This window comes from Chloroflexota bacterium, assembly GCA_026710945.1.
Classification (GTDB): domain Bacteria; phylum Chloroflexota; class UBA11872; order VXOZ01; family VXOZ01; genus VXOZ01.
Window position 1 is genome coordinate 68015 of record JAPOQA010000028.1, and the last position, 23253, is coordinate 91267.

Here is a 23253-nt window from a genome sequence, read left to right on the forward strand (position 1 = left end):
GAAGGAGAACCTGGCCAATCGTAGCCAAGGCTTGAAATCGAGGGCGCTACAACGTAGTATGGAGATTACAGATAGCGGCCACCAAGCGGTCGCTTTCTTTATTTGGAACTGTCGACTCTGAACGAACGGTAATGCTACCGCATGAGAGAGTCGTTACCAGGCCGTCGAGTGTCAAAGAGCAGGAACGAATAAAACCCATGAACAGAGAATCGGCACGCACGCACATTCGCGGACTCCTGGTGCAGGCACTCGGCGTGGCGCAGCAGGAGAATAAGCTCCCGCTGCTGGCGAATGCCGACGTGACCGTAGAGTACGCCCCGCCGGAAAAAGCCGATTACGCCTCTAATCTGGCTCTGCGGTTGTCGCGCGCCGTGCGCATGCCGCCCATGCAGGTTGCCGAGGTGATTGTGGCGGCGCTGCCGGAGAGCCCATACCTTGCTAAGGCCACCGCGGCCCCGCCCGGATTCATCAACTTCCATTTGGACGAGACATGGCTGGCGCAGCAGGTAGGCGAAGTTGTCGCCCAAGGTGAAGCGTACGGCGACTGCGACGTGGGCGGCGGCGCTGCGCTCCAGATCGAGTTTTGCAGCGCCAATCCCACCGGCCCGCTCACCATCGGCAGCGGACGCAATATCGTGCTCGGTGACACGCTGGCGCGGGTGTTGGAAGCCGCAAACTACGCCGTGCAGCGGGAGTACTACGTCAACGACGTGGGCGGCCAGATGGATACCTTTGCCCGCACGCTGCTGGCACGTTACCAGCAACTGCACGCTATGGACGCTCACGTGCCGGCGGACGGCTACGCCGGGGAGTATATGATTGAGCTTGCCAAGCAGGTCAAGCAGGAAGATGGCGATACACTGCTGCACATCCCGGAAAGTGAGGCACTGCACAAGCTCCACAAGCGCGGCCTTGCCCTGATGCTGGATTCTATCCGTGAGGACTGTGCGCTATTGGGCGTAGCGTTTGACGAGTGGCTTTCTCAGGCCTGGTTGGAGGATGAAGGCCGCGTGCAGGCCGCCATACACACCTTGCGCGAGCGCGGCCGCGTGGCCGAGCGAGAAGGGGCAACCTGGTTCGTCTCGAGCGACGTTGAGGATGATAAAGACAATGTCCTGGTGCGGAGCAACGGCGAACCGACGTATTTTGCCGCCGATGTTGCCTACCATGCCTATAAGCTGGAACGAGGCTTCACGAGCCTCATCGATGTCTGGGGCGCGGACCATCACGGTCATGTGCCGCGGGTCAAAGCCTCACTGGCAGCTCTCGGGCACGACCCCGAACAACTAACGATTCTCCTCTACCAGCTTGTGCGCGTGCTGCGGGGCGGTGAAGAGGTACGCATGTCCAAGCGCACCGGTGACGTCGTAACCGTGCGTGAAGTAGTGGAGGAGGTCGGCGTTGACGCAAGCCGCTACTTCCTGGTGGCGCGGTCCCCGGATACCGCCATGACGTTCGACCTGGACCTGGCGCAGGAGCAGTCGGACGAGAATCCGGTGTATTACATCCAGTATGCCCACGCGCGGACGGCGAGCATTTTGAAACGCGCGCAACAGGAGGGCGTCGGCTCAGGCGATTCCGATCTCGACCTCTTGCAGCATCCGGCGGAGCTTGCGCTGCTGCGCCTTATGATCCGCCTGCCGGAACTCGTCGAAGACGTGGCCATGCAGCATGCGCCCCACCGGCTGGCGTTCTTTGCCCAGGAATTGGCAGCGCTCTTCCATGCCTTCTACCGCGACTGCCGCGTGATAGACTCCGACAAGCTCGCGCTCTCACGCGCCCGCCTGCAACTCGTGCAAGCGGCCAAGCTCGTGCTGGCACGCTGCCTCAGCCTGATGGGCATGTCCGCGCCGGAACACATGTAGGCGAGGCCAGCTCAAGGATACGGCTCGCAGGTCTAGCCTTCTGCTCAGTGCCGGTCGGCGAACAGCGTTAACCGTGTTCATTGCGGGTTTTCTTCAGACGAACACCACGCTCTCCGGTAGAGCAGGTTTGAAACCTGCGGCCATTCGGAACCACAGCCCAAAGGCTACCTCCGGCAGCGGTGAGGCGAACTCCTGCCGTAGCGCGGGGGCTTGTCCCCCGCTCTTTAGCTCCGGACGACCGCTATCAACTCACGTCAGGCGGAACGCTTCCTCTTCCAGGACAAGCGACCGTGCGCCGGTAGACAGCGCAGGTATTCTCTGGGGAGGTGTGCATCGCGGCTCCTCCCTGGTGTATGGACAGGGTTGATGGGTAACGTTTGCTCGGTTTGAAGGGTTACACCATCGAATATGGTTGATTTATAATTGTGTGACGACCATGAAGTAAGACCATAAACCTCAAGGTTTTCATCCCAGCGGGTGGCGCAGGTTGCAAACCTGCGCTACCGTACTACGACTGGGGCTTGGCACAGCGGCCTCAGCACTGCTGGTATAGCAATGCGGGCGACGCGGGTCTTAGGCAATGGCTCTACTGCCGTAGCGCGGGGGCTTGTCCCCCGCCTCTTGGCCTTAGCCTAAACACCATCTCAGGCTAGACCCTAGGCCACCTCCTCGAGCACTGCGACCACGTGCCAATAGAGATTCCACACCTCGCGGAGAAAGATGAGCTGGCCGGCGTCGTTCGTCGGGTAGAGGTGGGCAAAGAGGACAAACGACCGAAACACCACGGTTGTGTGTTCACGGGCCGCCTCCTCAAGGAGCAGCGATTCGCTGTGGGGTAGGAAAGCGTCGGCGTGGTCGTGGGCGATGTAGAGCCGTGCATGCACGTTCCGCATATCGGTTGAGGGCGATATCTCCTGCAGCCAACCCACCAGAGTCGGATCGCGTGCCAGTATTTCCCGGGTGCGGTGCGGGTCTTCATTCTCGTAGAGAGCAAGCAGCGTGCGTCCACGCTGTGAAAGTTCATCCGGTGGTTCACCTTCCCCAGCGAGAGCGGCTTGTAACTGCGCCCGTTCAGCCTCACTCTCAACCGTAGCCAGCAGCGCATGCTGAAACAGGCTGGCGGCGAGAGGATCTGGCGTCCAGGGCACGGCTTTGCCGTCGACAATGACCTGCTGCGTAGTCACGGCACTAAGCACATTCGCCGCGTCAAAGTAGCCGCCAAAACTGTGCACAAACGCGACGTCGTCGCGGATGCGCGGATCCGCCGCCGCCCGCAGCGCAAGGCCGGAACCGACTGAGAACCCCAGAATGCCCACGCGCTCGCGGTCGACCACTGGGCGTTCCCGCAGATAACGCACGGCTTGGACGATACCTTCGACTTCCGCGGGATCGATGATGCCGGCTTCCATGCGGCGCGACTGGTGGATGAGCACCACAATCCCTTGCTGCGCCAGGCCGCGCACCAGCGCTTGGGCATAGGGATCGTCCGCCGGCGATGCAATGCCCAGATAGATGAGAATTGCCCCAAACGGCCCGTCACCGTCAGGCAGGTAGAGGTCGCCAACGAGCGCGGGGTCTGTCCCGCTGTAGTCGGTACGCTCCTGTCGAATGGGATTGCCCAAAACGTTAAGCGGCTTGACTGGAATCTGCGGCAGTACTTCGGTGAGCAGCAACGCCGACTTGAATATCGCACGCTCTTGGGACGCGCTCAGACAACTCGTTGCCAACAAGCTAGCGACCAGAATCAGAAGAATAAGTGAACGAAGCACGCGCATTGGGCAGATTAGCATTCCTTACGAAGGGTCATAAACAGCAAGTCCTGAAAGCCGCTTCGGGTCTATTGTATGTCAATCATTAGCTGAAGAAAACGCGTGCGCCCCACATGATCGGTTGCCCTGCAATTCAAGCTGCGCCCACCAGGCTTCAATGAAGCATGAAACTTAAGCATGCGGATAATTCCGCACCTGTAGACAGTCCCAGGTCCGGTGGATCGCCTGAAGACCGCCCTGCTTGGCTGTGGTAGAGTTCCCATGAAACGTCACTGCCCGCCAGACGGACGGCGGACCACTATAAGGATGTCGAATAGAGCGACGCAGAGCTCATAGTGGAGGCCCCCTCGTGGAGACGAGCATTCCGGGAAGCATGGCGCATATGCAAACGGACCCCCACGCGCAGTTCCTCGACATCGTTCTCGGAAATGAGAACATTCGGACGCTGACGGACCGGTTGGCAGAGCTTGAGCTGCCGGACGCCTACCTAGCCGCAGGCTGCCTCTGTCAGACTGTCTGGAACAATGTAAGCGGGTTCCCTCCGGACTACGGCATCATAGACTACGATGTCCTTTACTGCGACCTCGACGACCTCAGTTGGGAGGGAGAGGACCGGACAATCCGGCGATGCGCGGCGGCTTTCGCGGAGCTAGGCGTCAATGTCGAAGTCCGCAATCAGGCCCGCGTTCACCTCTGGTATCCCGCGAAGTTCGGCGTTCCCCACCAGCCTCTCCACAGTACGAAAGAAGGCATCGACAGTTTCCTCCACTGCTGCACCGCCCTGGGACTGCGCAAGACGCCAGAGGGCTACGACGTTTACGCCCCCTTCGGCTTTGTCGATGTTTTCCGGATGGTCGTCCGCCCCAACTATTCGTACGGCTTGCCTGGGTGGTACGAGGAGAAAGCCAGCCGCTGGAAACGGACCTGGCCCGGCGTCGTTGTCGAGCCCTGGTGCGCTCCCGGCCCGCAATAGGGGATTGAGATACCTCTTAGGGTGTCGCAGCGAGACTCTGCAGAGACCTACTTCGAGATACGTTGGCTCTAGGGATCGGATACCGCGCCATTGGAGCCCCGCAACCCAGAAGGACGGTGACAGCGATGACCAAACAGCCCCGGCTCACGATACGTCGTGCGACGGCAGATGACGTGCCCCGGCTCTTGGCCTTAATTCAAGGCATGGCGGAGTACGAACATCTGACACATCTAGTGACGGCGACGGAGGAAGCCTTGCGAGCGTCGCTATTTGGTGACCCGCCGGCGGCCGAGGCGCTACTCGGGTTTGCGGACGACGAGCCGGCGGGATACGCCGTTTACTTCCACACCTATTCCACGTTCCTTGCCGGGCGGAGCATGTATCTGGAGGACCTCTACGTGTCCCCTGGATACCGACGCCGCGGGTTAGGCACACTCCTCCTGCGACGCGTGGCGGCTATTGCCGTAGAACGCGGCTGCGTGCGATTCGATTGGATGGCTCTGGACTGGAACACGGACTCCCACCGCTTCTATGAGGGCCTAGGAGCGGAAATGCTGCCCGAGTGGCGTCTCTTTCGCGTCCACGGCGATGCCCTGCTTCAGCTTGCGGAAGAGAGGCAAGGATAGACAGATGAGCCGCTGCGGCAGCATGACGATCCCGCCATCCCATATCCGCCCAGCCTCCTCGGACACAGGCGCCGCCTTCCTTCTCCCCTTGACCGACACTCTATTTTCGCCTATACTCAAGAGAAGAAGCCTGTGTCACAGAGGCTGGCGTGGCGCATTCGTCTAGTGGCCGAGGACACCGCCCTCTCAAGGCGGAGATCACGGGTTCGAATCCCGTATGCGCTACCAAGTTTTGGGCTTCACAACAGGTAGCTGGCTTGTTGTGGAGTCTATTTTCATGCAGGGCTTATTGCCGCATAGCTTGCTGAGAGGGTCCTTATGGACAGTGGGGTATCGAAAAGACCATTACAAGGACGCTAATTGGTTAGCGTTGCCGCGCTTGGCTGCAAACGCGACAACGGCTTTGCTAACCGTCGTAGGTGTAGTTCGGCCGCTCTCGTCTGGCGATGAGAGCGGGTTTTTGTTGCTGTGAACGCGAGACTTGGGTCAGGGAAAAGCAGAGACCGGAAAGGATAACCCGAGGATGGCCAAAGCCAAACCGGAGACAGATTCACGACAGTCAATGGACAAAACCTACGAACCCGCGCCGGTGGAGGCGCGCTGGTACCCCTTCTGGGAGGAAGGGGGCTATTTCGCCCCGCGTACCGATGCTGAAGGCGAGCCGTTTACGGTCATCATGCCGCCGCCGAATGTCACTGGGGAACTCCATCTGGGCCACGCGCTCACGGCCGCCATCGAGGACGTGCTCGTGCGTTGGCACCGCATGCGCGGCGATGTCACTCTGTGGGTGCCCGGCACCGACCACGCGGGCATTGCGACGCAGGTGGTGGTGGAGCGCTTGCTGCAGGAAGAAGGCACCTCAAAGCAAGAGCTGGGCCGCACGCAATTCGAGGCGCGGGTGTGGAAGTGGGTGCAGAAGTACGGTGACGTCATCGACGACCAGCACCGCCGCCTCGGCGCGTCCTGCGATTGGTCGCGGGATACGTTTACGCTCGATCCGGGGCCGGCCCGCGCCGTACGCAGCACGTTCGTGCGGCTCTATCACAAAGGCCACATCTACCGTGGCGAGCGTATCACCAACTGGTGCCCGCGGTGCGCCACCGCGCTCTCCGATCTTGAAGTCGCCCATGAGGAAGAGGACGGCCACCTCTGGTATATTTCATACCCGCTCGTGGACGATGATTCTACGTCAATTACCGTCGCGACCACGCGGCCCGAGACCATGCTGGGCGATACCGCTGTTGCCGTGAATCCGGACGACCCGCGCTACCGGCATCTCTTAGGCAAAGAGGTAAGCCTCCCATTAACTGAGAGGAAAATCCCCATCATTGCCGATGATGCGGTGGAGGCGGAGTTTGGCGCGGGAGCGCTCAAGGTGACTCCGTCGCACGATATTGCGGACTTCGAAATCGGCCAACGACACGGTCTCGAATTCATCAACGTGCTAAACCTCGACGCCACCATGAACGAGCATGCCGGCGCGGCCTACGCGGGTATGGACCGCTACGCCTGCCGCGCGGCGGTCGTGCGCGAGCTGGAGGCCCAGGGGCGTCTGGTGAAGATCGAGAACCTTCGCCACGCCATCGGTCACTGCACGCGTTGCGACATCGTGGTGGAGCCGCTGGTGAGCAAGCAGTGGCGGCTGGAAACCAAGCCCCTCGCGGAGCCTGCCATCGCGGCGGTGCGCAGCGGCAAGATTCGCATTCTGCCCGAGCACTTCGAGCGCATCTACTACAACTGGATGGAGAACCTCCGCGATTGGTGCATCTCGCGGCAGCTCTGGTGGGGGCATCGTATTCCCGTGTGGTACTGCGACGCCTGCGAGACTATCGCGGTGCCGCCGGTGGACGACCCCATGGACAATCCGGAGACGTGCGGGGAGTGCGGCGGCACCCTGCGGCAGGACCCGGACGTGCTCGATACGTGGTTTAGCTCCGCCTTGTGGCCGCATTCGACGTTGGGCTGGCCCGACGATACGGAGGACCTGCGCACGTTCTACCCCACCACCGTCATGGAGACCGGCCACGACATCCTCTTCTTCTGGGTGGCGCGCATGATCATGATGGGTATCGAGAACATGGGCGACATCCCCTTCGACACGGTCTACCTGCACGGGCTCATCCGTGACGTGGAAGGCCAGAAGATGAGCAAGACGCGGGGCAACGTGATCAACCCGCTCGTCATGGTGGAGGAATACGGCGCGGATGCACTGCGCTTTGCGCTCGTCACGGGCACCACCGCGGGCAACGACATGCGTTTCACCACTGAGCGCATTCAAGCGGCGCGGAACTTTGCCAATAAGCTGTGGAACGCCAGCCGCTTCGTGCTGAGCAGTCGCCCGGAAGATGTCACAGCAATTTCGCCGGAGCCCGACCCGTCTCAGCTTTCACTTGTGGATCGCTGGATTATCAGCCGCCGCAACCACACGATTGCTGAGGTTTCACGGCTGCTCGAGCAATTCCATTTGGGCGAAGCCGGACGAACACTACAAGAGTTCGTTTGGAGTGAGTTCTGCGACTGGTACATTGAAGCTAGCAAAGTGAGTCTGTACGGTGAAGATGCTGGCGCCAAGGCGGTTACACAGAGCGTGCTGGAGAATACGCTCGCTGTAATTCTGCGGCTGCTGCATCCCTTCATGCCGTTTGTTACGGAGGAAATCTGGCACTACCTCCATCCTGAGGCCGATGAAGGCGACACCGAAAGCCTCATCGTCGCGCCGTGGCCGGAGGCGGGTGAACGCGACCGGGAAGCTGAAGACTTCCTTGACGAACTCATCGAGGCGATACGCGGCGTACGCAATGTCAGAGCCGAATACGAGGTGGAACCGGGCCGCTATATTCCCGCGACGATCGCGGCCGGTGTGCACAGCGACGCAGTGACGGACCACACCGCAGTCATAGAATTGCTGGGCCGCGTACGGCCGCTCACCGTCCACGCGGCTCTCACTGAGAAGCCGGAGCAGGCCGTGTCGGTGCTTACCAGCCGCCTGGCCGTGTACGTGCCGCTCGCCGGGCTGCGCGACGTGGAGCAAGAGCGCCAGCGGCTGCTCAAGGAAGAGGAGAGTGTGCTGGCCAATCTTGAGCGCACGCGGGGCCTGCTGGCTAACGAGAACTTTGTAAATCGCGCGCCGCCGCCGGTTGTGGAAAAAGAGCGCGAGAAGCTTGGCGACCTAGAGTTGCGGGCCCAGCAGATTAGCGAGCGCTTAGCAGGGCTTGAGTGAGGGAGAGACTTCAGACTCAACATGCCCCCATCATTCAGCACGTTCCCATTGGAATGCGTGTACTACTGATACTCACGGGCACCTGACAGGTAGCCTTTCTCCGTGCAGCCTGCGATAATTCAGAATGGTAGGCAGAGGTTCTTGGCATGTACCGTCGTCGCAGCCTGCAAATCTCAGATACATTGCATGAGCCGGAGGATACGCAGCGGAGCAACCGGTGCAATTCTAGCGCCCAAGAGACGAATGCAAGAGCAACAATTACTTCCGACAGACACGAGAGGATGACACTGATCGATGATTACTTTGGTATGGAATGATATCCCGGCTACGCAATTGATGATGGCTTCGCAGAAAGCGCAAAGCCTGGCAGACGCAGCGCCTGAAAAAGAAGAGACGCTGAGTTGGGCGCGCGCCGCCATCGGGGCTGCGACCGCCGTTGATCCGGTTGAATGCGATCTTGCCCCCTTTCAAACCTTCGCCGCAGCCCTGACGGCCTTGGACGACGAGCAAATCGTGAAGGATGCCGCCGAGGCCTTAGCCAAGCACCCCCAGGCCCTTTTTACGCTCGCTGCCGCTGCCAGAGAAAAAGGATGGAATGAGCTTGCCGATGCCGTCATCGTGCGCTGCCTTGCACAGACGGTCGCCATGGCCTGGCCGGACGACTATTCCTATCAACGGGAGTGGAAGCAGCAGTATGAAGAACAGTTGGTAGGAACGCTGCTAAAAGTGTGGAAGAAGCGCGCGTCACGCACGGTGGCGAAGCAAGCAGTGTCATTGGCCGGGGAGTCGGAGGAGCTCGACGCGAAGCAGGTGGAAGAGAAGCTCAAGGCGCTGCTTACCCCGGCAGACTTGTGGCCGCGGCCGGTCCAGCGAGGGAGACAAGCGCGCGGCAGGCAATCGTCGGCCACTCGCTCTCGCAGCGGCGGACGTCGCCCAGCTACCACCGCTCGGTCGCAGCGGTCGCCTTCCCGCTCGCGCACTACCCGCAAGCCGGAAGGGGAAGCAAAGTAGGTCTGTACACGTCGGGGGCTTGCTTTGGCGACGGCCGAACCGTATCGCCGACCGGCAGGAAAACGGACGTTTGCGGCCGACTGCAGTGAACTCGGCGGCCTGCGTGGAAGATTCCTCGTCTCGGTCAGGTCCTCCATTGTCTCTCGCCACGTCTTGCCGCGAGGAGCAGTGTGCTTTTGCTGCATGCGGCAGTGTGAGACCGTCATAGATTCTGCCCCACGGTCTGTCTTATGTCGACTGTCATCACCCTCACTACTGACTTTGGCACCGCGGACGGGTTCACGGGCGCAATGAAGGGCGTAATTCTACGCCTGGCGCCCCACGCATCCATCGTGGACATTACACACGAAATACCGCCGCACGATATTCGTGCAGGCACGTTCGCGTTGGAATCGGCCGTACCGCACTTCCCACCGCATTGCATCCATGTCGTTGTTGTGGACCCCGGCGTGGGCAGCGAGCGTGCCGCCATACTCGCCGAAACTGCGCAAGGCCTGTTCGTCGCGCCGGATAACGGTGTGCTTACGAGCGTGGTCCCGGATCCGGCCGCTGCCCGGATCTACGTTCTGGATAGACCGGAATACTGGCGGTCACACGTGAGCGCAACGTTCCATGGGCGTGACATCTTTGCCCCGGTCGCCGCCCATCTAGCGCAAGGTGTCCAGCCTGAAGTTCTCGGCACATTAGTATCCGGTATGGCGCGGCTGCCCTGGCCGCTCCCCCAGCGGTGCGGAAGTGACATCCGGGGCGAAGTAATTCACGTTGAAATTTTTGGAAACCTGATTACCAACCTGCGGTTGGAAGACCTTGGCCCAGAACCTCAGCGCACTCGTTTTGAAATTGGCGGGCGCTCCATTCTCGGCATCACGCTCCACTATGCGGCGGGCGATGGCCTTATGGCAGTGGTGAATAGCGGCGGGCGTATCGAAATCGCCTTGCCCCGTGCCAGCGCGGCACATGCGCTTGACATCGGGGTTGGTGAAACAATTCGCGCATTTCTATGAAAGAGAGACAGCACCCTGGTCCGTCAATCCTGTAAGTGCCAGGTAATACGTTGACAGAATTCGCTTTCCCGTAGAGAGTGCTACAAGGCCTTGTCATTCCGAGCGTAGCGAGGAATCTAGGATCCCAGCTCAACACACTTTCACGGTCTCAGCACTCTAGATTCCTCACTCCGCTACGCTCCGTTCGGAATGACATGTATTCAGGCAAGCACAGAGCCCTGCTCCCATGTTTCTTCTACCAAATCTGTCAAAGAATTACCTGACATTTACAGGAATGATATCCACCGTCAACCCTTCAGAATGGAATGCGAATTCTGTCAGCGAATTACTCAATACTTACAATTTCCGCGCACGCGGGAATCCATCTTCTCCGTGCCACGTCAACGCCGTTGCCACGAAAACACCTTTGCCACGCAGGCGCCATCGCAAGCGGGGGCCTGCCCCCCGCACTACACCCAGTTTCTATGGGGGAGTGGGAATGGGGATGTGGGCGATGATTGGGAGGCTGATTGTTATTCACATCCCTTTTGCAGCTTCTTACAGTCCTAGCGATTTCAAGCACAATAAGAGCTTGAAGCACTATGCCGGAGCGCGGCGTTTGTTGGCGGACTGATAAAGGAGGCAAAACGTGAGCACGCAATTTCCCGAGCGTTCTCAAGCACTAATGCAGGGCAGTGATGCGTTCTTGGCATACTTGACCGGCTGGCACGCTGGTCTCGCGCCACTTGATTTGGCAAGCGATTGGGCCGCTAACGGAGTCAGAGCAGAGAATGTCGCGGTGTTCGTCGTAGATATGGTCAATGGCTTCTGCCACAAAGGGCCGCTGGCGGGAGAACGGGTCAAGGGGTTGATTGCGCCGGTGCAAGCGGCAATCGAGCGCTGCCACTCCCTTGGTGTGCGCCACTTCTTGTTGCCGCAGGACACGCACCATCCCGATGCCCTGGAATTCGGCCAATTCGGCCCGCACTGCGTCGCCGGCCAAGACGAATCTAATACGGTGCCGGAGCTTGCCGGCTTGCCTGCCGCCGCTAACTTTACGGTTATAGAAAAGAACTCGCTGCACCCGGCATACGGCACCGGTTTGGCGCAATGGCTCCGACAGCACCCGGAGGTGGCATACTTTCTCGTCATGGGCGACTGCACGGATCTCTGTGTTTACCAAACGGCGATGTACCTGCGTCTTAGCGCCAATGCCATCCAGCGCGACTGCCAGGTGGTGGTACCGGAGAACTGCGTGCAGACATACGACTTGCCGGTCGAGATAGCTCAAGAAATAGGCGCTATGCCGCACGACGGCGACTTGCTGCACCTCGTCTTTCTCTTTCACATGGCGCTCAACGGTGTGCACATTGTGAAAGCAGTAGAATAGAGGCATACTGTCGTGCGATCATTTGGGAGAATCGCGTGCAGCCCCTTTTCCCACAGATGGAGAACTTGGCGTAACTAGAACCTGAGGGAATTGTCTTAATCCCCTCTCCCTGGGGAGACCATTGCATAGCCCCACTTTCAAGCGGGCACTCCCTCTCCTGGGGGAGAGGGGATAATTCTTGCGCCTCCGACCGGAGTTATGCAAAGTTCTCCATGCTGGGAGAAGGCTGGGATGCGGGTGAAGCAGAGCTGGCCGACGAGCGAGCGTTAGCCTCCTATGCCCCCTGAATTCCGGCGTGCGCCGGGAATTGTAAATGTCAGATAATTCGTTGACAGATTTGAGAACAAAAGCAACCTTTCGCAGTGTTAGACATGACTAGTACACATGTCATTCCGAACGAAGCGCAGCGAAGAGTCGCTCTTAGCGCGGAATCTAGTATGCTGAAGCCGTTAAAGTAGGGACCCTAGATTCCGCGAACAGGGTTCGACGCTTCGCTCGGAATGACATGCACCGTCAACACATCAGAATGGAAAGCGGACTCTGTCAACGAATTACTCAACACTTACAGGAATGACTGGGGCTATTCCGAGATTCTTAGAGTGGGCGAACATCGTTTGGCGAGGTATAAGAACGGAAGCTGAGAGGAAAAAGAAACCGTGAAACTGGTGCAATTCTATGACGTGGATCAGAGCGTTCACGTCGGCGTGGTGCAGGATGAGAAAGTCTTCGACATCACGGATCCGGCCCATGACTTAACCACGACGCTTGATTTCGTGGATGAAGCCCGTCGGCAGCGCCGCTCGCTCGACGCGGTTATCGAGGAGAAGCTTGCGGAGGCATCAGGCGGCGCTCATGCCTATGCAGAACTACTGGAGCCGGACGAGCCGCGGCTCACCATGCCGCTCTTTCCACCCCAGGTATGGGGCTGCGGGGTGACCTATCGCCGCAGCGCCGAATTCCGCGACGCCGACATGGAAGGACGCATGGGCATCTACGACAAGGTGTACCAATCGGACCGCCCGGAGATCTTCTATAAGGGGGACACGCAACATTGTGCCGGGCCGAATGAACCCATCGGCATTCGCGTGGATTCCACGTTTACGGCGCCGGAACCGGAGCTCGCCTACGTGCTGGGCTTCGACAATGAAATCATCGGGTATACGATCTGCGATGACGTGTCGGCCTGGGACATCGAGCGGGAGAATCCGCTCTACCTGCCCCAGTCCAAAATCTTTCTGGGTTGTACGGCTTTAGGCCCGACTATGGTCACCGCCGGCGAACTCACGGACCCGTACAACCTGGAGATTACGGCGCGCATTCGCCGCAACGGCACAGTAATCTTCGAGGGTTCGGCAAACACCGACCAGATCCGGCACCCGTTTGAGACGCTGACCGCATATCTCGTGCGCAATAATCCGGTGCCGGTTGGCACCGTGGTGAGCACCGGCACGGGCATCATCGTGACAGAAGAAGCGGCCCTGCGCGCCGGCGACATTGTGGAAATCGAGATCGACGAAATCGGCCTGCTCGCGACGCCCGTGCGTCAATTGTCGGCTGACGATTAGATTGGGACTAGTTTTGTGGCTATTCCCGCTGCCCATCGTCCTTAGGCCGGTAAACAAGGATACGCTTGGTGCCCTGCCCTACTAGTATGGGCACAAACAGATGGAGCGGGTTTCCTGCTTACATGCGATTATACTGTATTTATTATCTTGTCAATGCTGTGTTGCAGCCGCTGTCGCCGTGCCTCGTAGAACTCCATAAAATCAACTATCTCTCCGGGAAGTTCGTCTAGATAGTGCTGGTCGCGATAACGCAGGCGAGCTTGAGGGTCCGGAAAATGTTCAGCCAACCATTCCTTCGGCAACTTGGCCCGCTTCTCGTTGTTGATATCACCGTCCAACAACTGGAGATTGCCAAGTCGATTGGCGCAATCACGAAACGCGTCGACTTGATTGTCGCTGAGGCCGGCTCTGGTGAGCCGGGCCGGTGCAAAGCGACTGGCCGGGAACACATGGTCGATATGCAGCCGATTGCGCGAATCTATAAACGAGAACAATAACCTTAGCAATGCAAATAGCCTGCTGTCCCCATACCCAATGTCCGCTAGGTCTTCGACTTCTTCCGCTGAAAACTCGAGACTCTTGCCCCGCTGCGCCATTACGCGACGCATCTCATGTGCCGGGAATTGTCTGCCGTCTGTAGTGCGTATAACATCGCGAAGATCGGTAAGCAGCGTGTCTAGACCACTGCCCCAAATCCCAGAGGCTTTCAGTATCGATCTCGTGAGCCAGCCACGAATTGCGTTGCGCTCGTCAGCGTAGCTATCGCGAGTAGCGAAGCCTGATGGCATTCCTTGCCGATAGAAGTAGTAGGCAATCGGTAGCAGGGCGCTCTGCGCCCGGATAGTAGTGCCGTCAAACCCGAAACTTGCTACGAGTTCGACGGTAGCGGTCAGTGCTTCGCGAATTCTTGACCAGTTCTTTTCAAGCACCGACATGTTACCGTGAGTGAAGTTCTCGACTCTGAAACCTACGCTTGCTATATCGGCAAGCATGAGTCCGGCTTTCAGCACGAAATCCTTCGATAGACTGAACCCGTTTCCAACACGGTTCAATTCATCGACCAACTCGTGCACCTCTTTACGTGCATCTAGTTCTGTCCATTGCGATACGGCAATGCTCAACAAGAGGTCTGAGTAAGAGAGCACAGTTCCGCCACTGTTGCGACGAATGAATATGTTTAGGACGCGGTCGATGTCTTGTCTTTTTTCTTCGTAGTAAATCACTGTCTGATCGACGCAGATAGCTTTGTATAACCGATCAAGGGATCGGAAAGCGACGCGTTGCTTATCGCGATCCAATTCCCTTTCAAGGAGCCAATCATTCATGTCCGGGCCCGTCTCCAGAGTCCTGATATCCGAAACCCTGAACCAAAGTCGATCGCCCTCAAGTCCAATCCTGTTTTCATCGATAAACTCGAAGGTGTAGAGGTTTCCATATTCATCCGGTCCGGACGACAAAAGGTCTAAAGCCAGAACACGGCGCGGAAAGGCATCCGAATTGCTCCACCTCTTGCGAGGAAGTTTGACTGACATTGACCCACGCAATCCGATGTTGAATGCAGTTAATCGCTGCTGTCCGTCAAGAACGGCTGTCAGATATCTGTCGTGCAAGATTCCAAGGTCGGGGCAATGGGGATTGTCACGCTGGTGGTAGTCCCGGACGAATCCGTACCAACGATACTCATGAGAGTGTTCCCTGGCTATGCGCCAGAATAGAAACTCTCCGAACGGATACCCCTGCATCACGCTGTCGAACAAAGAGGTGATTTGCTCCGGCCGCCAAACGAACTCTCGTTGAATTGCTGGCAAAACATACTCATTCGATGCGATACTATCCAGCGCATCGCTGATAGTTCCTCCCTGTTGATACACTCGCTTGTCCTCCCTATTGGTAACAGGGCTGTCAATCTCAGAGTCGACCAAGTTGGCGTGGCAACCCTAATAGACAGTCTGTTAGATAAGGGTACTTGAAAACTGCTTCCACGATTCTAGCACACGCGCCTCACACTTGATTCTGCGGGGAAACCTCTTGACTTTGCCCTTCCAGTACCAAGCTCTCTACGTGCCAAACACCTTATGCTTCGGCTTCGTTGACTTGCGAGATCCTCGCAGGTTCTTGGGCTGTGAGAGCGCATTCAAGGAGTGCCCTGGATTGTGGTGTCGGCATTACGGATGGAACAAGATGTGTGTATGTTTGGCGCTTAGTCGCTGTCGTGCGGTTTCTCGTTCCGTCCACTGAGATAGAACCAGACCACGTAAGCGATCGCGCAGCCCACGAGGAGCGCGCCGACGGCTACCTCGTCCCAGACGCCCACCGCGCCATGCTCCAGAGGGGCGGGGAGCACGGAAAGCGGCGCCGCAAGCGCAGGCAGGCACTGTTGGTGAACGCAGTCCTGGTATCCGGCACGACGAGGTGTACGGCGATTGCGGTTCAAACGTGACAGTGGCATCAAGTTACACTCTTAGTCCCCTCGGTATCATCGAACCTACGTTTCATGTGCACTATTTTACTCATCCAAGTATCGTGCCGCGCATTTCCATCGGCTGCGTCATCAGCCAGGCTCCGGTGAAGAAGAGCGCGACAATCAAGACTGCCCACGGCAGCAGGCAGCGTATCGCCCTCGCGGCGGAGCTTTGACGGCTTCTCGCAATGCGATAGCCAGCGGTCAGTGAAACGAGCACGCCAAGTTCCAGGAGTAGCAGTTCAAGGGGCACCAGCCAGGCCTCAGGCACTATGGCAGCCAGCTCCCACTGCGGATCGCCCAGGATTGGCACACCAAAATCGGCTAGGAAACTCTGCATGACGGGAATAACCGTCAACGCGCCGATAAGAAAGTGAAAGCCATAGTGCGCCAGCCACATGCCTAAAGCAATAGGAATGAAGGCGAAGCTGAAGCGCGTGGCCGTGGCTGCCAACGTCTCGTTGCCGCCGACAAGCGCGCGGCTGGACCACGCGGCGGCGGTCACGAGCACAAAGGGCAGGGCCACCAGTCCCACGATGAAGAGTATGCCGAGCACCACGGGTTCACTGGTGACGCCGAGCTGTGTCGCCAGCCATTGCTCCAACACATAGACCGGCGCCACCATGCCAAAGGCGTTCACAAAGGCCGCGAACACAAGCACGAAAACCAGCGCCGCTACGTCTGCGCGTTTCACTAGCGTGCCGACGCCGGAGTGCCATTGATCCAAGCGCCTGAACTCGCTGGTGGGCGCACGCAGTTGGATGCCGACGTTATCGAAGGGACAAGCCTGGATACAGTCGAGGCAGAACGTGCAGTCCATGTTGCCGACTTTGCCTTCTTGGAAGAGCCACAGTTCGCAGCCACTTTGTACAAGTTGCAGGCCGGCGGGCATTGCTACTGATCTTGCCGGCTGGGAAGGACTCTTGGTCACCTCTCGCATACCTGCTTGAGGTCGCTGTTCGTCGGAAGATGGATTCCGCGCCCCGGCACGGGGCGAGCTTTCACGGGAATGACGGAGCAGATGCGATACTTGCGCTTGCCGAGGTTTATCCCGTTCATCTGGATTCCGGCTTGTGCCGGAATGACGGAGGGAAGGCTCCGCTACTGGACCATACCGCCCCTTGATGCAGTCCTTTGTCGGACAGGACCCGCAGATGTCCGGCTGGCGCACCTTCACCTCCAGCGGCGACACCATGCTGTGCACAAAGTGGAACTGTCCGATAGGACAAACGTATTTGCAGAAGGCCGCGCCCTTAAAAATACCGTCTATCGCAAAGGCAGCGACAAAGTACGTTAGGGCTACCCACGCGGTGAGCCAGGGGCTCGCCCACAAGTCGAACGCCTCGTACGCCCAGAAGAAGACCAGGAGCACGCCGATTGCCAGCCACTTGCTCCGTATGAACGTCGGCCAGGGGCGGTCGGCGGGGAAGAGCTTCTTGGCCAGGCGGCGCGGCAGCATAAAAGGGCAGGCCATGCAGAAGAGGTTGCCGGCAATGAGTAACGCCAGCACAACAAAGCCCCGCCAGTGCACCCAGGGCAGCACGCCGGCGAGATTCTTCGGCGCAAGCTGCGGACCCCAAAAACCGTCGTAGAGGATGAGTGCCGATACCGCCAGCAGTACCGCCTGCATGGACGTACGGGCATGCTTCCAGCGCAAGAAGCGCCCGACGACAGGCACGTTGAGGAGATCGCGCTGTCTCGTTTGCTGGTTGCGCAACACGGCCACGTCTAATTGCCATCCTTGGGCTTATCGGACTTCATGCCCATCTTTATCTCGCCCTGCACGCCTTTCAGGTCAATGCGCCGCTCGGCGGTGGCGCCGTTGGCAAACGTGGCGCGCACAATGATGACCCAATCGCCGCCCATAGTGAACCTGAAGCCCTCGGTGACGTACTTGCCCGCGCCGCGGGCTTCAGTCCCAACGATGACCGGCTGCATACCGGCGTGGGTCATGGTGCCCTTCACCAGAATGGTGGCGTCCGAAACGGGATTGCCTGCTATGTCGCGGACTTGCAGGGTGATGACGGCGTCACCCACCGCTGCCGGTTCGGGCGAGATCGACAATACGGTTACGTCAAGGTTGCCGCCCTGCTCGGCGCGCGGGCCGCATGCGCTGAGAACAAGCGCTCCCAGTATAGCGATGAAGATGACGCAAGTCGTCCGTGCAAAATTCATAGTTTCCGAGTAACCGCAATGGAACATTAGACCTCCCACTTCATAGTAACAACTGTCGATACAGCTTTTGCAACGTGCGGGGGGATTTACCAACGCATCGGCGCCGCGCTCGCGTGGCGTAAAGCACTTTGCCATTTCGGGCGCACCGGCTTGCATGCGCTGCAATGCCTGCAGCTTGTAACGAGGCTCGAAGCGATGGAGGATAAAGGGCGGCGGACGCCAGACACGGAGAATGCCGCTGTTGGAGCAAAGCCGATCTGTCGACTTGACCGATGCAGATCGTAGCACAGAGATACGTAGGGACATCGCAACGGGCAGGGGCTCCCACGTCGTGTGCGTCCCAACGGCGCGGGCACCCAATTGCGGCTGCAGGTCAGGGCACGCGCTAGGCTCCGTGTGATGGTTGGCGGAAAGTGACGGCAACTGAGCGTGCCGCGTGGAGGATGACGCCGCAGCAAAGGCGGAGGTGTGCTCAGCTTCCGGTAGGACTCAGACGACTCCATTAGACTAGGGGATGGCAAGATGCAGCACGATTGCACTGATAAGCAGATAGGAGCTTAAGGCAAGTGGCCTTTGCGCCACACTCTCTAGGGGTTTCCCTTGCTCAAGATTCCGGTTGGAGGACGAGCGCCGCCGCGCCGACAATGCCGGAGTGCTCGCTCTCCGCGGCGAGTCGGATGTAGTTCCCTACGTCGGGATGCGGGTTCCCGGCAAGACGCTGGAACCAATTGCGGATTTCCTGAATTAAGCGTCCGCCGTCTTGCATAACACCGCCGCCAAAGACGATGCACCCGGGGGCGAAGAGCTGCTGACAAATCTGGCAGCCGATGGCTAACCAGCGCGCCGTATCGTCGCGCACCGCCTGCATCACCGGGTCCCCTGCTTCCGCGGCGTCGCGCACGGTGACACTCGTGAGGTTTTCAATGTCACCATCAGTGAGACGGCGCACGATGTCCGTAAGCTCATTTGCCGCAGCCTGCCGCCCACGGCGGGCGATGCCGGGGCCGGCAGCCAGCGATTCCAAACAGCCGCGCACGCCGCACGGGCAGAGCGGGCCGCCCGGACTAACGAGAATATGGCCGATTTCGCCTGCTGAACCTTGCCCGCGCACCACGCGTCCGGCTTCGATGATGCCGCCGCCAATGCCGGTGCCGACAGTAATGTACACCAAGTTCTGTGCGTCTTTGCCCGTGCCAAACGCGTATTCGCCCCACGCGCCGGCATTGGCGTCATTCGCGATGACGCCCGGCAAATCGTACCGATCCTGTAAGAGCGGAACGAGCGGCAGGTCTTGCCAGCCCACGTTGACGGCAGATACTGCGATGCCTCGGTCACGATCAACCGTACCGGGAACGGCCACGCCAATGGCACTCGGCCGTTCCTGCGCTTGCGCGAGCAGCCGGTCGACCACGGCACAGATGCTCTCCAGCATCGTCTCGTGGGAGTCCTTTACCATCGGCGCGCGGTCGGTGGACAGAATGCTACCGTCCTGGTCGACAATGCCGGCGGCAACTTTCGTGCCGCCAATGTCAATACCAATACCGGTCATGATCGTTAGCCCAATGCGAATTCCGGTGCGCGATACACAATTTCGCCGCCTACTATCGTTAGCATAACGCGAAAGTCCCGGGAGAGCACGGCAATATCGGCATCCGCCCCAGCTTCGATCAAGCCTTTCCGGTGGCTTAGCCCAAGTTGCCGGGCCGGTACCAAGCTCGCCATGGCGAGAACATGCGGGAGGGGTACACCGGCTTCCACGTAAACTCCGACATTGCGATTCAGCGACGAGGAACTCCCCGTAATCGTACCATCGTCCCGCGTAGCGAGAATTTCCGAAACCGTTAAGGCTACGCCATTCGCCCGCTCGTAGCGGCCCGGCGGCAGACCCGAAAACTCCACGCCGTCCGTGACGAGGGCCACGCGTTCCCAGCCTTTCGCCGCGATGAGCAGTTTGCCGGCTTCCCGATCCACGTGCGCGCCGTCGCCGATAAGCTCAGCGGTGATTTCGGGATGGGCCATCACGCCTCCCACCGTGCCCGGATCCCGGTGGTGAAGCGGACGCATGGCGTTGAAGGTGTGCGTCGCCTGGCGCACGCCACTGCCGACGGCTGCGGTCACTTGGGCGAATGTGGCGTCCGAGTGGCCGATGGAGGCGATGATGTCATGCTTGGTGAGGTATGCCGCGAGCTCCAAGCCACCCTCCCGTTCGGGGGCGAGGGTCATTGACTTGATCATGCCTTGGGCGACGTCCTGCAGGGCGGCCACTTCGTCCACGCTGGGCTCTCGCATAAGGGGAATGCGCATGGCCCCGGGCCGTTCCGGGCTGAGATACGGTCCTTCCATGTGCACGCCGAGCAGACGGCTGCCGGCAGGGGCTGCGGCGGCTTGCACGACGGCCTTGAGCGCTGCCAGCGTATCATCCCACGAAGAGGTGCCGATGGTGGCAAGCAGGCCGGTGGTGCCTGTGGTCGCGCGGTACGCCGTCACCTTGCGTATGTCCTCCGCCGACGGCGAGCGGAACGAAGCCCCCAAGGCGCCATGCACGTGCATGTCGATGAAGCCGGGACAGACGATGCAGCCGGATACGTCGATCCTCTCATCGGACCCAGAGAGGTCTGAGATTGCATCGACGGGTGCTACGCGCGCGATGCGGCCACCCTCTATCGCGACGCTCGTCTGCGGAAGCTCTTCCAGGGGCGTGTAGACCGTTCCGCCAGAGAGAAGAATCATGCAATTTCCAATCCTTGTTGCTCAATTCATCGTACGGGGCGGTAGGGAGTGCGTCAATGTATACTAGGATTACGCGCAAATTGCAGGAAAATGAATGAGGAGAATTGCGATGGGTACGAAAGTGCGGGTCGGCGTGATTGGCGCCGGTGGTATTGCCCGCGGCGCTCACCTACCGGGATACGCAAAGATTCCTGACGAGGCCGAGGTCGTTGCCATTAGCGACATCGATGTGCCGCGCGCCCAGACGGTCGCAGACGAATTCGGCATTGCTCAGGTCTACGCCGACTTCAACGAGATGGTGACGCAGGAAGACCTTGATCTGGTGAGCGTCTGCACGCCGCCGTTCATGCACTGCGCCGCCAGCGTCGCCGCGCTGAATGCGGGCAGCAATGTCATTTGCGAGAAGCCCATGGCCATGAATGCCGCCGAGTGCGAGGAGATGATTGCCGCGGCCAACCAGAACGACAAGATGCTGACGATTGGGTTCCAGTCGCGCTTTGGCGAACGGGCGCAGTTCCTCAAACATCTCATCGATCAGGGCGAACTCGGCGAGATCTACTATGCCCGCGTGCTGGCGCTGCGGCGGCGCGGCATTCCCTGGTGGGGCGTGTTCGTGGAGAAGGACAAGAACGGCGGCGGACCGCTGATCGACATTGGTGTGCACACGCTCGATCTGACACTGTGGCTCATGGGCCACCCCACGCCGACGGCGGTGACCGGCGCGGTCTTCACCAAGCTGGCCAAGCGGCCCGGCCTCTTTACCCGTGGGAGAGATGCTGACCAAGACAGATACACCGTGGAAGACTTTGCGACGGCGCAAATCCGCTTCGACACCGGCGCCGTCATCAACCTTGAGACGAGTTGGGCGCTCAACATCGAGAATGAGGTGAACGCGTATCTCTGCGGCACTGAGGGTGGCGCGACGTTGCGTCCGCTGAAGATCCACAAAGAGGTGCCGAACGCCGGACTGCTCGACTACACGCCCGCCCATGAAGAAGGCAGAGAGCACAACCACGCGGGCCAATTCGCCCAGGTCGTGAGAAATGTGAAAGAGGGCACGCCGCCGCTGGTAAAAGCGGAAGAGGCGCTAATAGTACAGCGGATCGTGGACGCCATCTATGAATCCGGCGAGACCGGCCGGATGGTGGATCTGGCGTAATGCCAAGCTAAAGTGAGGGTTCACAAGACCAAATCAATAGTCTCCGTCACTCCGGCTTTTCGCCGGAATGACGGCGGTTGGCGTGCTGTTTTCACGGTGTTGACCGGCCGATTGAATCCTATTTCTAAGAATTGTGACACTGTAAGGTGAGGCAGGAATTCCTATGGCACGGTTGAGAGTGGTTGTTACCGGAGCCGCGGGCTACGTTGCGTCCCAGCTACTGCCCGCGTTCCGCGAGCGGTACGATCTCGTGTTGCTCGATGCGCGGGAAAAGACCCGCGACGGCACTCTGGTGAAAGGCGTCACCATCACCGATCTCCGCGACTCCGACCGCGAAACGTACCGCAGCTATTTCGTAGGAGCGGACGCCGTCGTACACCTGGCCTTCAACTATAAGCAGGGCCACTCGATGAACGACGGCGACTACTACTCGGAGCGGTCGAATCTCGACCTGGCGTTTCACGTCTACCAGACCGCACTCGAAGAGGACGTGCGGCGGGTCGTGATTGCCAGCTCGAACCACGCCGCCGACTGGTACGAGCACCTGCTGCGGCAGCGCAAGATGGAAATGCTCGACGTCACCGCGCCGCCGCTCTCAGACAACTACTATGGCTGGGCGAAAGCCTGCTATGAGCACCTGGGATTCCTCTTCGCCACCGGCAGAATGGGGCGTGCGTTGGAGGTGGTGCAAGTGAGAATTGGCGCGCCGCGCCAGATTCCGGCGGACAACGCCGCCAATGACCTCACGAGCTATAAGCGCAACCTCGGCGCGTACATCAGCCCACGGGACCTGCAGCAACTCTTCGTCAAGTCCATCGAGACGCCGGATATCACGAACGAGCACGGCATTCCCTTCCAAATCTTCTACGGCGTTTCCAACAACGCCCGCGCCTTTTGGAGTATCGCCAACGCCCGCAAGGTGATTGGCTATGCGCCGCAGGACGACTCGGAAGTCACCTTCGCCGACGACATCCGGCAGGTGCTGGTCGAAAGCAAGAGCGTAGGGAGACTCTAGACTGCGTTAGGCCCCAGCGTCATTTCGAGCGCAGGGAGAAATCTAGAGCCCTAGTGCAAGCAGCCCCATCGCACAGCCGATTGCAGCAATGGGGCAGCATGCGGGATCGCACCCCCATCACGACGAATCGTAGCGCGGGGGCTTTTCCCCCGCTCCGAACTGCGCGTGAAGTGGAAGCCGGCTAAGGCCGCACGTGCGCGACAATTCTGGGCCTGGTTACCGTGCTTCCCCCTTTTCCCTGATTGACGATTGCGTTAAGATGGTAATTGAGCGTATTTCTAGCTACTTCCTCACTTGCACATTCAGATTCT

The 23253-nt window shown here is 59.4% G+C and carries 17 protein-coding genes and 1 tRNA gene; 11 read left to right on the forward strand and 7 right to left on the reverse strand.

The window, feature by feature from the left end; translation table 11 throughout:
* The first annotated feature begins 197 nt into the window (after positions 1-197).
* Positions 198-1865 (forward strand): arginine--tRNA ligase, encoded by a 1668-nt coding sequence (gene argS / locus OXE05_05700; protein MCY4436813.1) that lies wholly within the window; start codon positions 198-200, stop codon positions 1863-1865.
* A gap of 656 nt (positions 1866-2521) precedes the next feature.
* Here the strand turns inward: argS and OXE05_05705 are convergent.
* Positions 2522-3640, reverse strand: a complete 1119-nt coding sequence (locus OXE05_05705) for a hypothetical protein (protein ID MCY4436814.1) — start codon at positions 3638-3640, stop codon at positions 2522-2524.
* A 343-nt stretch (positions 3641-3983) separates the two neighbouring features.
* On the opposite strand from OXE05_05705, the gene OXE05_05710 reads away from it, so the two are divergent.
* The 8 genes from OXE05_05710 to OXE05_05745 all read left to right on the forward strand — a co-directional run bounded on the left by OXE05_05710 (position 3984) and on the right by OXE05_05745 (position 13402).
* Positions 3984-4607 carry a nucleotidyltransferase family protein gene (locus tag OXE05_05710; protein ID MCY4436815.1) on the forward strand — a complete coding sequence of 208 codons (624 nt, stop codon included), beginning with the start codon at positions 3984-3986 and terminating at the stop codon, positions 4605-4607.
* A 116-nt stretch (positions 4608-4723) separates the two neighbouring features.
* Positions 4724-5233 carry a GNAT family N-acetyltransferase gene (locus OXE05_05715; GenBank protein MCY4436816.1) on the forward strand — a complete coding sequence of 170 codons (510 nt, stop codon included), beginning with the start codon at positions 4724-4726 and terminating at the stop codon, positions 5231-5233.
* A gap of 151 nt (positions 5234-5384) precedes the next feature.
* A tRNA-Glu gene (locus tag OXE05_05720) sits at positions 5385-5461 on the forward strand.
* A gap of 295 nt (positions 5462-5756) precedes the next feature.
* Entirely contained in the window at positions 5757-8453 is a 2697-nt protein-coding gene (locus tag OXE05_05725; protein ID MCY4436817.1) for a valine--tRNA ligase, read from the forward strand.
* Between the two features lie 294 nt (positions 8454-8747).
* Positions 8748-9464, forward strand: coding sequence for a hypothetical protein (locus tag OXE05_05730; protein MCY4436818.1), 717 nt, complete (start codon positions 8748-8750; stop codon positions 9462-9464).
* Between the two features lie 230 nt (positions 9465-9694).
* Complete coding sequence (locus OXE05_05735; GenBank protein ID MCY4436819.1) at positions 9695-10468, forward strand: SAM-dependent chlorinase/fluorinase; 774 nt, start codon at positions 9695-9697, stop codon at positions 10466-10468.
* A gap of 628 nt (positions 10469-11096) precedes the next feature.
* The gene (locus tag OXE05_05740; protein MCY4436820.1) at positions 11097-11837 is read left to right on the forward strand and encodes a cysteine hydrolase; all 741 of its coding nucleotides are present in this window, start codon (positions 11097-11099) and stop codon (positions 11835-11837) included.
* 656 nt (positions 11838-12493) lie between these two features.
* Positions 12494-13402, forward strand: a complete 909-nt coding sequence (locus tag OXE05_05745; protein ID MCY4436821.1) for a fumarylacetoacetate hydrolase family protein — start codon at positions 12494-12496, stop codon at positions 13400-13402.
* A 128-nt stretch (positions 13403-13530) separates the two neighbouring features.
* On the opposite strand, the gene OXE05_05750 is transcribed toward OXE05_05745, so the two are convergent.
* The 6 genes from OXE05_05750 to nagA all read right to left on the reverse strand — a co-directional run bounded on the left by OXE05_05750 (position 13531) and on the right by nagA (position 20768).
* A complete protein-coding gene (locus OXE05_05750) occupies positions 13531-15273 on the reverse strand; it encodes a DUF262 domain-containing protein (protein ID MCY4436822.1) in 1743 nt (580 codons plus the stop codon).
* Positions 15274-15602: 329 nt separating this feature from the next.
* The gene (locus tag OXE05_05755) at positions 15603-15851 is read right to left on the reverse strand and encodes a hypothetical protein (protein ID MCY4436823.1); all 249 of its coding nucleotides are present in this window, start codon (positions 15849-15851) and stop codon (positions 15603-15605) included.
* Positions 15852-15912: 61 nt separating this feature from the next.
* The gene (locus OXE05_05760; protein ID MCY4436824.1) at positions 15913-17589 is read right to left on the reverse strand and encodes a FesM; all 1677 of its coding nucleotides are present in this window, start codon (positions 17587-17589) and stop codon (positions 15913-15915) included.
* 2 nt (positions 17590-17591) lie between these two features.
* Positions 17592-18038: a FixH family protein gene (locus tag OXE05_05765; GenBank protein ID MCY4436825.1), complete on the reverse strand. Its 447-nt coding sequence runs from the start codon at positions 18036-18038 to the stop codon at positions 17592-17594.
* A gap of 604 nt (positions 18039-18642) precedes the next feature.
* Positions 18643-19587, reverse strand: a complete 945-nt coding sequence (locus tag OXE05_05770) for an ROK family protein (protein MCY4436826.1) — start codon at positions 19585-19587, stop codon at positions 18643-18645.
* Positions 19588-19592: 5 nt separating this feature from the next.
* Positions 19593-20768, reverse strand: coding sequence for an N-acetylglucosamine-6-phosphate deacetylase (gene nagA / locus OXE05_05775; GenBank protein MCY4436827.1), 1176 nt, complete (start codon positions 20766-20768; stop codon positions 19593-19595).
* 109 nt (positions 20769-20877) lie between these two features.
* Between nagA and OXE05_05780 the strand changes: the two genes are divergently transcribed.
* Both OXE05_05780 and OXE05_05785 read left to right on the forward strand, forming a co-directional pair.
* Positions 20878-21927 (forward strand): Gfo/Idh/MocA family oxidoreductase, encoded by a 1050-nt coding sequence (locus tag OXE05_05780; protein ID MCY4436828.1) that lies wholly within the window; start codon positions 20878-20880, stop codon positions 21925-21927.
* A gap of 163 nt (positions 21928-22090) precedes the next feature.
* The gene (locus tag OXE05_05785) at positions 22091-22942 is read left to right on the forward strand and encodes an NAD(P)-dependent oxidoreductase (GenBank protein MCY4436829.1); all 852 of its coding nucleotides are present in this window, start codon (positions 22091-22093) and stop codon (positions 22940-22942) included.
* Positions 22943-23253 lie beyond the last annotated feature (311 nt).